We start from the raw sequence: 16,450 nt of genomic DNA, 5'->3' as shown, positions 1-16,450 counted from the left end.
AGACAACGGATCACAACATGACCAAGAAAATGACAGCAGCCATCATCGGCGGCGGCGTGATCGGCGGCGGATGGGCCGCGCGGTTCCTACTGAATGGTTGGGACGTACGCATTTTCGACCCCGACCCGCAGGCGAAACGCAAGATCGGCGAGGTGCTGGACAACGCGCGCCACGCGCTGCCGATGCTCTATGATTACGCAATGCCGGGTGAAGGCACGCTGACATTCCATGACACGGTGACCGACGCTGTCACCGGCGTAGACTGGATTCAAGAAAGCGTGCCTGAGCGGCTGGAGATGAAGCACAGGGTTTATGCCGAAATCCAATCGGCCTGCCGCGAGGATGCCGTCATTGGCTCGTCCACCAGCGGCTACAAACCGAGCGAATTGCAGGAAGGTGCCGCGCGCCCCGGCCAGATCATGGTCTGCCACCCGTTCAACCCGGTCTACCTGCTGCCCTTGATCGAGGTGGTCGGCACCGATGCCAGCGATCCCGCGCTATTGGACCGCGCCTCCGAAATCCTCACCTCCGTTGGCCTCTACCCCCTGCGCGTGCGCAAGGAGATCGACGCGCATATCGCCGACCGCTTCCTCGAGGCTGTCTGGCGCGAGGCGCTGTGGCTGGTCAAAGACGGTATCGCCACGACCGAGGAAATCGACAACGCGATCCGCTATGGTTTCGGCATCCGCTGGGCGCAAATGGGCCTGTTCGAGACGTACCGCGTCGCAGGCGGTGAGGCGGGGATGAAACACTTCATCGACCAATTCGGCCCTTGCCTCAAATGGCCATGGACCAAGCTGATGGACGTGCCAGAGCTGACGGACGAACTGGCCCAGATGATCGCGGATCAGTCCGACGACCAGTCCGGCCACCTCACTATCCGCCAGCTGGAGCGCAAACGCGACGGCAACCTGATCGCCATGATGCGCGCGCTCAAACAGCAAGGCAACGCGTCGGGTCGCTTGTTGAACGAGCATGAGAAGACCCTGCGTCCCGTGCTGGAGGGCGGCAGCCCGATGGTCAGCCTGCGCCGCACGATCCCCGTCGATTGGACCGACGTAAACGGTCATATGAACGAGGGGCGCTATGGCCAGATCTTCTCGGACGCCGCCGAGGAAGTGATGGCGTATGTCGGCGCGGATGATGACTATATCGCGAACGGCCTCAGCTACTTTACCGTTGAAACGACGACCAAATATCTGGTGGAAACCCACGCTGGCGAGGCCGTTGAGGTCCACACCCGCGTCACCGAAGGGCAGGGCAAGAAACTGCGCTGCGTTCATGAGCTAAAGCGTGCATCAGACGGCGAGGTTCTGGCGACCTGCGACCAGTTCATGCTGCATGTCAGCCTCGAGACGCGCCGCACCTGCGATCCCAGCCCCGAAGTCGCCGACCGCATCGCCGCGCTGGCCGCCGCCCACGAAGGAGCAAAATCATGAATTTTGGTTTAACCGACGAACAGGAAATGATCGTCTCAACCGTGCGCAGCTTTGTCGAGAAAGAGATCTATCCCCACGAGGCCGAGGTCGAGCGCACGGGCGAAGTGCCTGCCGAAGTGGCCGAAAAGATCAAGCAGAAGACGCTGGATCTGGGTTTTTACGCCTGCAACTTCCCCGAAGATGTGGGCGGCGCGGGCCTGAGCCATCTGGAATTCGCACTGGTCGAGCGCGAGCTTGGCCGCGGCTCCATGGCGCTGACGCATTTCTTTGGTCGCCCGCAGAATATCCTGATGGCCTGCGAGGGCGAGCAGCGCGAGCGCTACCTGCTGCCCGCTGTGAAGGGCGAGCGGATGGATGCGCTGGCCATGACAGAACCGGGTGCCGGATCAGACGTGCGCGGCATGAAATGCAGTGCCAAACGCGACGGCGGCGATTGGGTCATCAACGGCACCAAGCATTTCATCTCGGGCGCGGATCACGCTGATTTCATCATCGTCTTTATCGCGACTGGCGAGGACGATACGCCCAAGGGGCCGAAAAAACGCATCACGACGTTCCTCGTTGATCGCGGCACGCCAGGCTTTACCATCCGCGACGGATATAAGTCGGTTAGCCATCGTGGTTACAAGAACATGATCCTTGAATTCGACAATTGTCGCTTGCCCGATGCGCAGGTGCTGGGCGAGGTCGATGGCGGCTTTGCGGTGATGAACGAATGGCTCTACGCGACGCGGATCACCGTCGCCACTATGGCTGTCGGTCGCGCGCGCCGCTGCTTTGACATGGCGCTGAATTATGCCGCCGAGCGCGAGCAATTCGGCCAACCTATTGGAAAATATCAGGGTATCAGCTTCCAGATTGCCGACATGATCACAGAAATCGACGCTGCCGACTGGCTGACTCTCGCCTCGGCTTGGCGGCTGGATCAGGGCCTGCCTGCCAACCGCGAGATTGCGTCGGCCAAGCTTTATGCCAGCGAGATGCTTGCGCGGGTGACGGATACCACACTGCAAATCTATGGCGGTATGGGCCTGATGGACGACTTCCCGATCGAGCGCTTCTGGCGCGATGCGCGGGTCGAGCGGATCTGGGACGGCACGTCGGAAATCCAGCGCCATATCATCAGCCGCGATCTGCTGCGGCCCTTGGGGGCGTGACGCAGCCGCCGCTGCAAAATACCTTTGTGCCTTCCCTCTCGGCAGACTTGCCCACCGAGAGGGAAGGTCATCGAATCTCTTTTAGAGGTGACCCACCGATGACACGCGACCTTTCCCGTCTGATCCGTCCGAAATCCATTGCTGTCATCGGTGGCGGTGTCTGGTGCGCGTCGGTGATCGAGCAGTGCCAGCGTATGGGCTTTGACGGGCCGATTTGGCCGGTTCATCCCAAGCGCGCCGAAATGGCGGGGCTGCAAGCCTATCCTGCCCTCGCCGATCTGCCGGGCGTTCCGGATGCCTGCTTCATAGGGGTTAACCGCACTGCCACGATTGATGTTGTGCACGGCCTCAGCGCCATGGGCGCGGGCGGTGCCGTCTGTTTTGCCAGCGGCTTTCGCGAGGCGCAGGCCGAGACGGGGGATGGCGACGCACTACAGGATCGACTGCTGGATGCGGCAGGCGAAATGGCGATCATCGGGCCGAATTGCTACGGGTTCATCAACTATCTTGATGGTGCATTGCTGTGGCCCGACCAGCATGGCGGCGAGCGGTGCGACCGGGGCGTGGCGCTGATCACGCAAAGCTCGAATATCGCGATCAACCTCACGATGCAGGCGCGGGGGCTGCCGCTGGCCTATGTGGCCACGGCGGGCAATCAGGCGCAGACCGGGCTGGCAGAAATCGGGCAGGCGCTGCTGGAGGATGACCGTGTCAGTGCGCTGGGCCTGCACATCGAGGGCATTGGCGATCTGCGCGCCTTTGAGGCATTGGCCGAAAGTGCGCGCGCCAAGGGCAAGTCTATCGTCGCGCTCAAGGCTGGCAAATCGCCACAGGCGCGCGCTGCGACGGTGTCGCATACCGCCTCGCTTGCAGGTAGCGATGCGGGGGCGCAGGCGCTTTTGAAGCGCCTTGGAATTGCGCAGGTCGAGAGCCTGCCAAAGCTGATCGAGACGCTCAAGCTGCTGCATCTGGCCGGGCCGCTACCCTCGAACCGGATCGTGTCGATGTCCTGCTCGGGCGGCGAGGCAAGCCTGATGGCCGATGCCGCCGTCGGGCGGGACGTCACCTTTCCGGCGATCAGCGAGGTGCAGCGTTGTGCGCTGCGTGCTGCGTTGGGCCCGATGGTAGCGCTGGCCAACCCATTGGATTACCACACATTCATCTGGGATGACGTCCCTGCGATGACCAAGGCGTTTACAGCCGCACTGACGGGCGACATCGCGCTTGGGTGTCTTGTCGTTGATTTCCCGCGCACGGATCGTTGCAGTGATACGGCTTGGGATTGCACCATCGCCGCAGGGGCGGCTGCCAGTCGCGCCAGCGGCACGCCGCTGGCCTTTGTCGCAACCCTGCCCGAGAATCTCAGCGAGGCCACCGCGCGCCGCATCATCGATGCCGGGCTGGTCCCCCTATTGGGCATCGAAGAGGCGATGAGCGCGATTGAGGTGGCCGCCGCGCTGGGCCGGCACCATGCGCCCGACTTGCCGGTTCTGCTACCGGGCGAGGATCGCCCCGCCGCCGTGCTGAGCGAGGCGGCCAGCAAAGCGGCTTTGGCCGCGCATGGGCTGACCGTGCCGCAATCGCAGCGGGTTGAGGCGGCGAACCTCAGGACATCGGCTCGCTCCATGCCTTTGCCATTGGTGCTGAAGGGCGAAGGCTTTGCCCACAAGACCGAGGCAGGCGCTGTGGCGTTGAACCTTGTCTCGCCCGAGGCCATGATGGAGGCGGCGGAGCGCATGAATGCGCCCGCTTATCTGCTGGAAGAGATGATCACCGGCGCAATTGCGGAGCTGCTGATTGGCGTCGTGCGCGATCCGGCGCATGGTTTCGTGCTGACCATCGCAGCGGGCGGCGTTCTGACCGAAATCCTCAAGGACAGCGCGTCAATGATCCTGCCGGTGAGCGAGGCGGATATTGCCGAGGCGCTGGATCGCTTGCGCATCGCGCCCTTGCTGGCGGGCTATCGCGGTCAGCCCGGCGCGGACCGCACGGCGATTGTAAGCGCCGTCATGGCCGTGCAGGATTACGCCATTCAGAATGCAGATGCCTTGCAGGAGGTCGAGATCAATCCGTTGATCTGCACCCCTACCCGCGCCGTTGCAGCGGACGCCCTAATCAGAACAGGAGAGATGACATGACAGACAGTCCGATCAAGACCGAAACGCGCGGTCACGTGCTGGAGGTGACGCTGGACCGGCCCAAGGCCAATGCGATCGACCTGAAAACCAGCCGCATCATGGGCGAGGTTTTCCGCGACTTTCGCGACGACGACAAACTGCGCGTCGCGATCATCACTGGCGCCGGCGAAAAGTTTTTCTGCCCCGGTTGGGATCTCAAGGCCGCTGCCGATGGCGATGCGGTCGATGGCGATTACGGTGTCGGCGGCTTTGGCGGGATTCAGGAACTGCGCGATCTGAACAAGCCGATCGTCGCCGCCGTCAACGGCATCTGCTGTGGTGGCGGGCTGGAGCTGGCGCTAGGCGCCGATATCATCCTTGCCGCCGATCACGCGCAGTTTGCTTTGCCGGAAATCCGCTCGGGCACCGTGGCCGATGCGGCCAGCGTCAAGCTGCCCAAGCGTATCCCCTATCATATCGCGATGGAAATGCTGCTGACCGGTCGCTGGATCGACGCCGAAGAGGCCGCGCGCTGGGGCATGATCAACCGTGTTGTGCCCGCTGCTGACCTCATGAGCGAGGCGCGGGCGCTGGCCGATCAACTGGCTGATGGCCCGCCGCTGGTCTATGCCGCGCTGAAAGAGATCGTGCGCGATGCAGAGGGCAGTGATTTTCAGACCGCGATGAACAAGATCGCGCGCCGACAATATCCGACCGTCGATGCGCTCTATTCGTCCGAGGATCAGCTGGAAGGCGCGCGCGCCTTTGCCGAAAAACGTGATCCGGTCTGGAAAGGCCGCTAGGGGCTGCTCGCGACCATTATGTATCCCCCTTTCGCGACGCAGGTTGCGAAAAGGGGGTATTGCAATGATGGTGACTCCGGCTTAGCCGGGTGATAAAGTGCGGCAGCAAAACAGCGGGACCGGTTAAGTACAGTGAAACAAATGGATATTAGCGGTCGCACATGGATGGTGACCCCCGACCTGCTGGGTTTTCTGGACCGTGAGGGGCGCTTTGTCGTCACCAATCCCGCGTGGTTCAATGTCCTGGGATATACCCACGAAGAGGTTGCGGCGGGCTCGTTCCTGGATCTGGTCCATCCCGACGATGTCAAGCGCTCTGAGGCCGCCTTTGAGCGGGTTGGTTGCGGCCTGCCTGTTCTGAATTTCGCCAACAGATTCCGGCGCAAGGATGGCCAATACGAATGGTTGTCGTGGCATGCCGTGCCTGAGGATGACTATTTTTTCTGCTCGGCGCGCTGCATCACCGCCGAGCGAGAGCAGTCAGCTCAGCTCAAGACGCTCGACCAAGAGGCGGCGCTGCGCGAGCAGTTCATTGCCGTGCTAAGCCATGACGTGCGCAATCCGCTGGCGGCGATCAATGCCGCGTCGCGCGTCATTGGGCGGGGAACGCAGGATACGCAGACCCTGGAGATGGTCGAGTCGATCCAAGGCTCGACTAACCGGATTGCCCGGCTGATCGACGACGTCATGGATTTCGCCCGCGCGCGCCTTGGCGGCGGGCTGGGTATCGAGCGGCACACTGACTACGACGTGAAACCGATCCTCGAACATGTGGCGCAGGAGATCGAACTGGCCCACCCCAACGTTGAGATCCTGACCGAATATTCGTTTTGCGACCCGCTAAAATGCGACTCGGGGCGGATTGCGCAATTGATCTCGAACCTTTTGGCGAACGCGGTGACGCATGGCGCAAAGGGCGCGCCTGTCACGCTGAGCGCCGAGGATCGCGATGGATCGTTCTACCTGTGGGTCACCAACACTGGCGATCCCATCCCCGAAGATGTGCGCCGGATGTTATTCGAGCCCTTCGCGCGAGGTATAGTGCGCCAATCGCAGCAGGGATTGGGCCTGGGCCTGTTCATCTCGCGCGAGATTGCGCGCGCGCATGGCGGCGATCTGACCATGACCTCGGACCGGGTCGGCACGGTATTCACCTTTCGGATGCCGCGCATCTAACGCTGTGCCGCGCGGAAAAAAGTGGCTTTGGCATCGCCGTGCCTTGGTCTATCGTCTGCAGACAATATAAAAACGACAGGGAGTTATTAGCATGAACGTATTCGTGAAACGCGCCTTATTGGCCAGCGTCGCGATGACCTTCGCCGGGCAGGCGATGGCGACTGAGTGGAACGTATCGCTCTGGGGTAAACGCCGCGCCTTTACCGAGCATGTTGAAAAACTGGCCGAGCTGGTCAGCGAAAAGACCGGCGGTGAATTCACCCTGAACATTAGCTATGGCGGCCTGAGTAAGAACAAGGAAAACCTCGACGGCATTTCAATCGGTGCGTTCGAGATGGCCCAGTTTTGTGCCGGTTATCACCGCGACAAGAACCCGACCCTGACCGTGCTGGAACTGCCGTTCCTCGGCGTCGAGACGCTGGAGCAAGAGCGCGAATTGTCGATGGCCCTCTATGCACAGCCCGCCGTGCAGGAGGATCTGGCCCGCTGGAACGCAACGCTGCTGATGCCTTCGCCGATGCCACAATATAACCTCGTCGGCGTTGGCGACGCGCCGCAAAGCCTTGAGGATTTCGACGGCCTCGCCGTGCGCGCCACTGGTGGCATAGGGTCCGCGATGGAAGCGGTCGGCGCCGTGCCCGCCTCGATGTCGGCCAGCGAAGTGCGTCAGGCGATGGATAGCGGCGTCGTCACTGCCGTCGCGTTCGCGCCCCACGCGCATATGTCCTTTGGCACCATCGAAAATGGCAAGTGGTGGACGACCAACCTGAACCCCGGCACCGTGAATTGCCCCGTCGTAGCCAACACCGACGCGCTGAATGATCTGAGCGACGCCGAGCGTGAGGCGCTGTTGGGCTCCATCGACGAGGCGCTCGACTACTACGTCGACAATTACGAGAACAACACGATGGCCAAGTGGGGTCCGGCGCTGGATGAACGCGGTATCGAACGCGTGACATTCTCGGACGAGTCGATTGCGGCCTTCCGAGATTCGGTCGCTGGCCCCGCCGCGACAGCGTGGGTAGAGGATATGAGCGCGCGCGGTCTGCCTGCGCAGGATCTGTATGACTTTGCCACCGGCAATCTGGCCGAGCTGAAGGGCGAGTGATTGCTGCCGCGCCCCGGACCTGCTTCGGGGCGCGCTGATCGCACCTACCAATAGGAGTCGCCCATGGCCGGAGCCGCCTCTGTCCTCACCGACGATAGCGTCCTCAGCCGCCTGGACCAGCGGCTATACAAGCTTGAGCGGGTGTTGGCGCTGGTCAGCGGCGTCGCCGTATTTTCGCTGATGCTGCTGGCGGTCGTATCGGTATCGGGGCGCAATTTCATCAATCAGCCGCTGCCCGGCTATGTCGACTGGATTGAGCAGGCGATGCCGCTGATCGCCTTTATGGGCATTTCCTACGCGCAGCGCGATGGCGGGCATATCCGCATGGATATCGTCGTCGGCGCACTCAAGGGCCGCGTTCTGTGGTTGGTCGAACTGATCACGACGCTTGCCATCCTATTGCTGATCGCGCTGCTGATCTGGGGATCATGGGCGCATTTTTCGCGCAGCTTTGATTTTGCCGCGCCGCTCTGGAGCCGTGACAGTTCTATGGATATCGCCTTGCCGATCTGGCCCGCCAAGCTGCTGGTGCCGGTCGCGTTTTCGGTGCTGGCCGTGCGGCTGGTGTTGCAGGCGGTGGGTTACATGCGCGCGCTAATCACCGGCACGGATGCGCCTGTGGCCGTCCCGATGGTCATCGACGCCGCCACGCAGGCCCAGATGGAGGCCGAGCAGCTGAGCGGTCGAGACACATGAGAGGGGCCGCCTGATGGACCCAATCGACATTGGCCTGATCGTCACCGGAATCATGCTGGTGCTGGTGGTTCTGGGAATGCGCGTGGCCTTCGCCGCCGCGATGGCGGGGCTGATCGGTCTCATCTGGATATTCTGGTCGAAAAAGGGCTATGCGGGCGACGAATTCGTCTGGGCGCTGACAGTGGCCGTGAAAACGGCGGGTCAGGTGCCTCATTCGAAAGTGTCCAATCAGGCGCTCAGCCTGATCCCAACCTTCATCCTGATCGGATATCTGGCCTATTACGCAGGCCTGACCAAGGCGCTATTCGAGGCCGCAAAACGATGGATTGCGTGGGTGCCGGGGGGGCTGGCAGTCGCGACTATCTTTGCCACTGCAGGGTTTGCTGCCGTGTCGGGCGCATCCGTGGCCACGGCGGCGGTGTTCGCGCGCATCGCCATCCCCGAAATGCTGAAAATCGGCTACGACAAGCGTTTCGCGGCAGGCGTCGTTGCCGCTGGCGGCACGCTGGCCTCGCTGATCCCCCCCTCTGCCATCCTCGTCATCTACGCCATCATCGTCGAGCAGGACGTGGGCAAGCTGCTGCTCGCAGGCTTTATCCCCGGCGTCTTCTCGGCGCTGGTCTATGCCATCCTCATCATTGGCATGGCGCTTAGTATCAACGGCTTTGGCCCGCCGGTGCGCGGATTTACCTGGCGGCAAAGGTTCGCGTCGCTGCCACCCGCACTGCCCATCCTGTTTGTCGTCGCGACCATTGTCCTCTTTGTCTACAACCCCTTCGGCGGCGACGCGTGGGGCACGCCGACCGAGGGCGGGGCCATCGGTGCATTTGTCGTGTTTCTCATGGCGCTCTGGCGCGGGATGCGCTGGGCCGAACTGAAATCGGCCCTGCTGGAAACCGCCAAGCTGAGCGTGATGATATTTACCATCATCTGGGGCGTGCTGATCTATGTGCGCTTCCTGGGGTTTGCGGACCTGCCCGGAGCATTCTCGGACTGGATCACATCGCTGACAGTGTCGCCCATGCTGATCCTCGTGTGCATCCTCTTGGCCTACGCGGTGCTGGGCATGTTCATGGACGCCATCGGGATGCTGTTGCTGACCCTGCCTGTCGTCTATCCGGCGGTCATGGCGCTGAACGGGGGCGAATATGTCAGTGCGGCGGACAGCACCTTCGGGATGAGCGGACCAATGTGCGCGATCTGGTTCGGCATATTGGTGGTGAAAATGGCCGAATTCTGCCTGATTACGCCGCCTATCGGGCTGAATTGCTTTGTCGTGGCAGGCGTTCGGCCTGACCTTAGCGTGCAGGACGTGTTCAAGGGCGTGACACCGTTTTTCATCGCGGATGGCATCACCATCGGGCTGCTGGTCGCGTTCCCGGCGATCGTGCTGTGGCTGCCGTCTTTGGCGTGATCGGGGATCTACTCCATCACGATGTCGCGCTGGTCCTCCAGCCCCATCAAGATCAATAACGGCGATTCGTCCTGCCGGGCCTGAAACGCCGCCTTGCTGTCCAGTCCCTGCCAGTTGCACCCGATCAGCGACTGCGCCACCGCCCCGCCCAGCGTGTTGCCGGGACCGGTCACGATAAACATGTCCGGCGCGAATTCGCGCGCGGCGATCTGGATGGCGCGGGTGAAATCATACGTCTGCGTCACCTGCGCGCCCAGCGTGTAGTCGCGCAGAGCGGAGGGATCGGTGGCATGCGGCCACCATATCGCACCGCGCCCGTCGATCATCGGCAGGTTTGGCTGGGCAAATAGCGACGCAAGCAATGCCTCGCGACCCATTTGCGCCACCGGCTCTTGCAGATGCGTATGAAACGCCGCGTGATGCGGCAGGCGCATGGGAAAGCGGTCCTGCATACGCGGCACGGACCCCTCGAATTCGGCCAGCCCCGCCTCGTCACCCGCCAGAACCAGCATCCCGCCAAGGTCTATCGAGAGGCGCAACACAGCGTCGCCGCTGTCGATTTGCGCCACGGTCTCTAACAGCGAGGCCCGCCGCGCAGGGTCGGCACGCCAATCAGCGCCGGTGCAGGGATAGACCAGTTGCCCGCCAATCGCCGCCTGCTGCATCAGGCGCCCCATCGTGTTCACCACCTGAAATCCACCCGCCGCGTCCAGCGCACCTGCGGCGGCCAGCGCGGTGTACCAACCCATCGAATTGCCGGTAACGGCGACCACCTCAATATCGTCGGCCAGCGCGTGACGGTCGAGGTAAGAGCAGGCGTAGATCAGCGGCGAGGCGGCATCTCCGACGGTGTGAACGGCGTTCGAAAACCGCTCGGCGCTGTCCAGTTCGGTTACGGGCGTCTGGCCCTCGGCGCGGCGCAGGTCATCGAACGTGTCCAGCAGGCGGTTGCCACCGTGATGGCGCGCCAGATAGCCCAACTCGGCCTTGTTGTAGGTGCCCCGTCCGGGACAGATCAGAACGGCGCGACAGCTCATTCGCAGGCCTCCCTTGCGGCGACGACGATACTGTCGCGCGACGGCATGGTCGCTGCATAGGCCGGTCCGGTGGCGATGAAACTATCCTCGGCCGTAATGCGGCTGACCGGCAGTTCGGCCCGCTCAACAAAGAGGGCCATCAGCCCCTCGGCCTGTCCGCCGGTGCGGCGACATTCATCCACGATCAGCACGGATTTGCACCCGCGTGTGGCGTCCAGCAGCGCCTGTTCGGGCAGCGGCGCGATCCAGCGCATGTCGATCACGCGTGCGTTGATCCCCTCGACGCGCAGCACCTCCTGCGCCTGACGGGACAGGTAATGGCCGTTGCCATAGGTCACGATGGCCAGATCGCGGCCTTGCCCATGCACGCCGACGCTACCCAGTGCGATCCGCTCGTCGGGTCCGGGGTAGTGGCCCATCCATTCATTGTCGCCCGCATCGTGCAGATCGCGCATGGGGTAGAGCGCGATGGGCTCGACAAAGACGACCACGCGCTGTTCCTCGCGCGCCAGCCGCACACATTCGCGCAGCATCATGGCCGCGTCTGGGCCGGTCGACGGGCAGGCGACGATGATGCCGGGAATGTCGCGCAGAACCGCGAGGCTGTTGTCGTTGTGAAAATGCCCGCCAAAGCCCTTTTGATAGCCAAGGCCCGCGATGCGCAGCACCATCGGGTTGGTGAACTGGCCCTTGGAGAAGAACGGCAGCGTCGCGGCCTCACCCCTCAGCTGGTCCTCGGCGTTGTGCAGATAGGCGAGAAACTGGATCTCGGGCATGGGGACGAAGCCGTTATGCGCCATGCCGATAGCGAGACCCAGAATGCTTTGCTCATCAAGCAGCGTGTCGACGACACGGTCGGTGCCAAAGCGTTGATGCAGACGCTGGGTCACTCCGTAAACGCCGCCCTTGCGGCCGACATCCTCACCCATCACCACGATTACATCATGTGCCAGCATGAGATCGGTCAGCGCCCAGTTGATGAGCCGGCTCATCGGCTGGGGTTGCTCCATCTGGCGCAAATCGCTGCCGAATGCGGCGTCGCGTTCGGCGGCACTTGGCCCGTTGGTGGGCGCGCAGTCGCGCTTGGGTGGGATGATGCTGGCCATGACGTCGCTGGCTGTTTTCAGGCGGGGGCGCTGTGTCGCCTCGTCCGCGACGCGGGCGACACGGGCGTTGGTTTCGTCGTAGATGCTAAGCGCATCCTCTCGCGGCAGCGCGCCTGCCGCGTCCAGCAGCCGGACGGAATGCAGTAGCGGATCGTTCGCCTCTTCGGCCTCGACATGTGCCGTCGGCAGGTAGGTCGTAGGCAGGTCCGCGCCCGCATGACCATAAAGGCGCACCATCGTCAGATGCAGAAACGCCGGCTTGCGCTGAGTGCGCACATAGTGCGAAGCCTCTGCCGCCGTGCGAGCTGTGTCGTAGAGGTCCAGCCCGTCGGCGTGGAAATAGCGGATGCCGGGGCGGTGCTGCATGCTGGCCGCAATCCAGCCCTTGGGCGTCTGGGTGGAAATGCCGATGCCGTTATCCTCGCAGACCAGCAGCAGCGGCATCGGCACCGATTGCACAGAGGTCCAGCCGGCCGTGTTGATCGCGCCCTGCGCGGTCGAATGGTTGGCAGACGCGTCGCCAAAGGATGCCATAGCGATGCCGTCATGCGGCAGTATACGATGCTCGGGCGGGCGGCGCCGCGCAAGGCCCAGACCGTAGGCCGCGCCGACTGCTTTGGGCAGGTGGCTGGCGATGGTCGAGGTCTGCGGCGGGATCATCAGCGACTTGGACCCCAGCACCTTGTGCCGCCCACCTGAAATTGGATCCTCGGACGAGCAGGCAAAACTGAGCAGCATGTCCCACGTGATCGACTGCCCCGGCACCTGTCCAGCGCGGGCGATCTGGAACGCGGCGTCGCGGTAATGCAGAAACGCGATGTCGTCCGGGTGCAGCGCATGGGCGACCGCCGCCATACCCTCATGCCCCGATGATCCGATGGTGTAAAACCCCTGACCCGCCTTTTGCATCGCGCGGCTGGTGCGATCCAGCGCGCGGCTGAGGCATTGCGCGCGGAACAATGTGACAGCCTCGGTGTTGCTCAGCGCGCCGTTCGGTGTGGCACCGGTGGGCAGATCACCTGATGCGACGCGGGCGCGGAAATTCTCATGCACGATCTGCGCGCGGTCCATCGGTGCACTCCTGTCGGCGGTGGGCTTGGCGCGCACCTTGCCCGCGGCTCGCGCGCATCTCAAGCCTTGTTTTCCCCGGTGCTGCCCGGCTAAGTCAGGCGGGCAAAGGACGGGGGCAAACAGGCCGTGAGCGATCCGCTGGCAATCGACGACGTGTCGCTGACCCTCGAGGGGCGGGCGATCCTGCACGGGATCACCCTGCGCGGCGGCGAGCGTCGTATCGGCATCGTCGGGCGCAACGGGTCGGGCAAGAGCACGCTGGCGCGCGTTGTCTCCGGGCTGCAAACGCCGGATAGCGGGACCGTGCGCCTGTTCGGGGTAGATGTCGCGAAGGATCGCAAGGCCGCGATCCGCACTGTTGGCATCCTGTTCCAGAATCCCGATCACCAGATCATCTTTCCGACCGTGGACGAAGAAATCGCCTTTGGCTTGCGCCAGTTGGGCCAGTCCAAGGCCGAGGCTGCAACCGGCGTGCGCGCTATCCTCGAACGCTTTGGCAAGGGGCATTGGGCGGGCGCGGCTGTGCATCCGCTGAGCCAAGGACAAAAGCAGTTGGTTTGCCTCATGGCGATCCTCGCGATGCGCCCGCGCCTGATCGTGCTGGACGAGCCTTTGTCGGGCCTCGATATCCCCACGCGGATGCAGCTGATGCGTTATCTGGATGGCGTGGATGCACATCTGATCCATATCTCGCACGATCCGGGCGTGCTGACGGGCTATGATCGCGCCCTGTGGATTGCGGATGGTCAGATTGCGCAGGATGGCGCGGCGCGTGAGGTGCTAGACGCCTTTGCCGTGGAAATGCAGCGGCTGGGAGGGATGGATGATATCTCTGACCTCGCCGGTTGAGACACGCGCGCATGGCTGGCGCGCAGGGGCCAAGCTAGGCGCGCTTTGCCTCGCCACCATGGGCCTCTTTGCTATGAGCAGCCTTGCCGGGCATGTGGCCGCATTTGCTGGCATGCTGGCGCTATACGCGGCACCGGGGACGGTGTTCTTTCGCTCGGGTATGGTGCGGCTGCGCGTGCTGTGGCCATTCCTCGCGATCATCCTCGTATGGCACGCGGTCACGGCGACGCCGGGGCAGGGGGCGGTGATCGCGCTGCGGCTGGTGACGGCGGTGGGGCTGGCCAATCTGGTAACCATGACGACGCGGCTGAGTGATATGATCGGCGTCGTGCGCTGGCTGGCGGCACCTCTGCGCCGCCTTGGCATCGACACGCGCGCGTTAGAGTTGGGGATCGCGCTGGTGGTGCGCTTTACCCCCATGCTGGCAGGCAAGGGCGTGCAGTTGACACGCGCGTGGCGCGCGAGGTCGCCGCGCAGGCCCGGCTGGCGCATCGTGCTGCCCTTTACCCTCTGTGCGATAGACGACGCCGAGCATGTGGCCGACGCGATCAAGGCGCGGGGCGGGGTGTAGGAATTTCATCCGAGCCCAAGTTTAATTTTTAGTTGCCACGCGCCCCCGTTCCAGCGCAACTGACCCCCAAACGCCCAAAAGGAGCCAGTCCATGGAACGCAACATCGCCCTCGTCGCACTTTTCGCCGCGCTCATCGCTGCGCTGGGGATTATCCCGCAGGTCACGCTTCCTTTCGGTGTGCCAATCACGGCGCAATCCTTGGGTGTCATGCTGTGCGGCACGGTTCTGGGCGCAAAACGCGGCACAATGGCGGTTTTGCTGTTCATGCTGTTGGTGTGCCTTGGTCTACCACTCTTGTCGGGCGGACGCGGGGGGCTGGGCGTGATCGTCTCGCCGACGGGCGGATTTTTCGTGGCGTTCCCGGTTGCCGCCTTCGTCGCGGGTTTCATCACCCAAAGCTGGCGCAGTGTGCCGCTGGCCGTGGCCGCGGGCGTTGCGGCGGCAGTCGGGGGTGTTGTCCTTTATGCATTTGGCATCATCGGACTTGCGCAGGTACTGGATAAATCGCTGAGCGAGGCCGCGCTGCTGGTCACGGCGTTCATCCCCGGCGACGCGGTCAAGGCGGTGCTGGCGGGCCTCATCACCTCGGCCCTCTACCGCGCGCGGCCCCGCGCAGTGCTATCGCGGGCCTGAGGGCCGGCGCGAAACGGTTCCGATGTTGCAATGGACATTTGCGGTGCCCGCTGATTAATTTGCCGCACGATCGCGGGGGGTGGCCTGCATAGCCTATCTGCCCCCGCGCTATCCGACATAACTGAGAGGTTTACTTAATGGATCGTCGTTCCTTTATCCGCGCGGGTGCTATCGGCACCGCTGCGACAGCATTGGCCGCACCGGCCATCGCGCAGGGCAATATCACGTGGCGCATGGTCACCACCTGGCCCAAGAATTTCCCCGGCCTCGGTGTTGGCGCGCAGCGCCTTGCCGACCGGATCACTACTGCCTCGGGTGGCCGCCTGACAGTGCAGGTTTATTCGGCAGGTGAGCTGGTTCCACCATTGCAAAGCCTTGATGCCGTGATCGACGGCACCGCCGAGATGAGCCATGGCGCCGCCTATTACTGGCAGAACAAATCGCCCGCGCTGTCGTTTTTCACCGGCGTCCCCTACGGTATGACCACCGCCGAACTGACCGCATGGGTCCGCTATATGGGCGGGCAGGAGATCTGGGACGAGATTTATGACCAGTTTGGCGTGCAGGGATTTTTGTCCGGCAACACAGGCAACCAGACCGGCGGCTGGTTCCGCGAAGAGCTGACCGGCCTCGCTGATATCAAGGGCAAGCGTTTCCGCACCCCCGGCCTTGGTGGCCGCGTGTGGGAGAAACTGGGCGCGACCGTCACCAACATGGCGGGCGGCGAGATTTTTCAGGCGCTGCAATCGGGCGCACTGGACGCTGCCGAATTCGTTGGTCCCTACAATGATCTGGCGCTGGGCTTTCATCAGGTCGCCAAGCACTACTACATGCCCAGCTTTGTTGAACCGGGCCTTGCGACCGAACTGGTCGTCGACAAGGCCAAGTATCAGGCGCTGCCGGATGATCTGCAGGCGATCGTGCGCGATGTCAGTCAGGCGGAATACGATCAGGTCTCGGCCGATTTCATCGCCAACGATCCGCGCGCGCTGAAAACGCTGGTCGAAGAGCATGGTGTGCAGGTGCATCAGTTCCCCGACGACATCATGGAAGCGGGCGCCAAGGCGTCCATGGAAGTGATCGAAGAGCTGCAAGCTAGTGACGACCCGCTGGTCCAGAAGACAACCCAGAGCTACCTCGACGCGCTCGCGCTGGTGCGCACGCGCACCGAGCAGATCGACGCACCGTTTCAGGCGGCACGGGCGAAGTATCTGAAGTTCTGAGAATTGGCTCGAATGTGAATGGCAAGGGCCCGGTGGATTGCACCGGGCC

Annotated in this window: 14 protein-coding genes; 12 read left to right on the top strand and 2 right to left on the bottom strand. The window is 63.1% G+C overall.

Features of this window, described 5'->3' with window-relative positions; translation table 11 throughout:
• Nucleotides 1-17 precede the first annotated feature (17 nt).
• The 8 genes from U3654_RS12280 (at nucleotide 18) to U3654_RS12245 (ending at nucleotide 9,910) form a co-directional block, all read left to right on the top strand.
• Nucleotides 18-1,439: a carnitine 3-dehydrogenase gene (locus U3654_RS12280; RefSeq protein WP_324751838.1), complete on the top strand. Its 1,422-nt coding sequence runs from the start codon at nucleotides 18-20 to the stop codon at nucleotides 1,437-1,439.
• Nucleotides 1,436-2,596, top strand: a complete 1,161-nt coding sequence (locus tag U3654_RS12275; protein ID WP_324751837.1) for an acyl-CoA dehydrogenase family protein — start codon at nucleotides 1,436-1,438, stop codon at nucleotides 2,594-2,596. The genes U3654_RS12280 and U3654_RS12275 overlap by 4 nt, the downstream gene beginning before the upstream one ends.
• A 98-nt stretch (nucleotides 2,597-2,694) precedes the next feature.
• On the top strand, nucleotides 2,695-4,734 hold the full coding sequence (locus U3654_RS12270; RefSeq protein WP_324751836.1) for an acetate--CoA ligase family protein: 2,040 nt from the start codon (nucleotides 2,695-2,697) through the stop codon (nucleotides 4,732-4,734).
• Complete coding sequence (locus U3654_RS12265) at nucleotides 4,731-5,516, top strand: carnitinyl-CoA dehydratase (RefSeq protein ID WP_324751835.1); 786 nt, start codon at nucleotides 4,731-4,733, stop codon at nucleotides 5,514-5,516. Before U3654_RS12270 ends, U3654_RS12265 begins: the two co-directional genes overlap by 4 nt.
• A 141-nt stretch (nucleotides 5,517-5,657) precedes the next feature.
• Nucleotides 5,658-6,692 carry a PAS domain-containing sensor histidine kinase gene (locus U3654_RS12260; protein WP_324751834.1) on the top strand — a complete coding sequence of 345 codons (1,035 nt, stop codon included), beginning with the start codon at nucleotides 5,658-5,660 and terminating at the stop codon, nucleotides 6,690-6,692.
• Between the two features lie 91 nt (nucleotides 6,693-6,783).
• Nucleotides 6,784-7,800: a C4-dicarboxylate TRAP transporter substrate-binding protein gene (locus U3654_RS12255; RefSeq protein ID WP_324751833.1), complete on the top strand. Its 1,017-nt coding sequence runs from the start codon at nucleotides 6,784-6,786 to the stop codon at nucleotides 7,798-7,800.
• A gap of 63 nt (nucleotides 7,801-7,863) precedes the next feature.
• Entirely contained in the window at nucleotides 7,864-8,496 is a 633-nt protein-coding gene (locus tag U3654_RS12250) for a TRAP transporter small permease (RefSeq protein ID WP_324751832.1), read from the top strand.
• Between the two features lie 13 nt (nucleotides 8,497-8,509).
• Nucleotides 8,510-9,910 carry a TRAP transporter large permease gene (locus U3654_RS12245; protein WP_324751831.1) on the top strand — a complete coding sequence of 467 codons (1,401 nt, stop codon included), beginning with the start codon at nucleotides 8,510-8,512 and terminating at the stop codon, nucleotides 9,908-9,910.
• Between the two features lie 8 nt (nucleotides 9,911-9,918).
• Here the strand turns inward: U3654_RS12245 and U3654_RS12240 are convergent, their stop codons facing one another.
• Together U3654_RS12240 and U3654_RS12235 are read right to left on the bottom strand one after the other, a co-directional pair.
• A complete protein-coding gene (locus tag U3654_RS12240) occupies nucleotides 9,919-10,947 on the bottom strand; it encodes an ACP S-malonyltransferase (RefSeq protein ID WP_324751830.1) in 1,029 nt (342 codons plus the stop codon).
• Nucleotides 10,944-13,124 carry a thiamine pyrophosphate-dependent enzyme gene (locus U3654_RS12235; protein ID WP_324751829.1) on the bottom strand — a complete coding sequence of 727 codons (2,181 nt, stop codon included), beginning with the start codon at nucleotides 13,122-13,124 and terminating at the stop codon, nucleotides 10,944-10,946. Before U3654_RS12235 ends, U3654_RS12240 begins: the two co-directional genes overlap by 4 nt.
• 126 nt (nucleotides 13,125-13,250) lie before the next feature.
• On the opposite strand from U3654_RS12235, the gene U3654_RS12230 reads away from it, so the two are divergent.
• From U3654_RS12230 to U3654_RS12215, 4 genes are all read left to right on the top strand, one after another.
• A complete protein-coding gene (locus U3654_RS12230; RefSeq protein ID WP_324751828.1) occupies nucleotides 13,251-13,973 on the top strand; it encodes an ABC transporter ATP-binding protein in 723 nt (240 codons plus the stop codon).
• The gene (locus tag U3654_RS12225) at nucleotides 13,948-14,544 is read left to right on the top strand and encodes an energy-coupling factor transporter transmembrane component T (RefSeq protein ID WP_324751827.1); all 597 of its coding nucleotides are present in this window, start codon (nucleotides 13,948-13,950) and stop codon (nucleotides 14,542-14,544) included. Before U3654_RS12230 ends, U3654_RS12225 begins: the two co-directional genes overlap by 26 nt.
• A gap of 91 nt (nucleotides 14,545-14,635) precedes the next feature.
• Entirely contained in the window at nucleotides 14,636-15,178 is a 543-nt protein-coding gene (locus U3654_RS12220) for a biotin transporter BioY (RefSeq protein WP_324751826.1), read from the top strand.
• Between the two features lie 137 nt (nucleotides 15,179-15,315).
• Nucleotides 15,316-16,401, top strand: coding sequence for a TRAP transporter substrate-binding protein (locus U3654_RS12215; RefSeq protein ID WP_324751825.1), 1,086 nt, complete (start codon nucleotides 15,316-15,318; stop codon nucleotides 16,399-16,401).
• Nucleotides 16,402-16,450 lie beyond the last annotated feature (49 nt).

Source organism: Roseovarius sp. Pro17 (assembly GCF_035599575.1).
In the GTDB taxonomy this organism is placed as follows: Bacteria; Pseudomonadota; Alphaproteobacteria; order Rhodobacterales; family Rhodobacteraceae; genus Roseovarius.
This window is presented reverse-complemented; position numbering and strand designations above follow the sequence as displayed.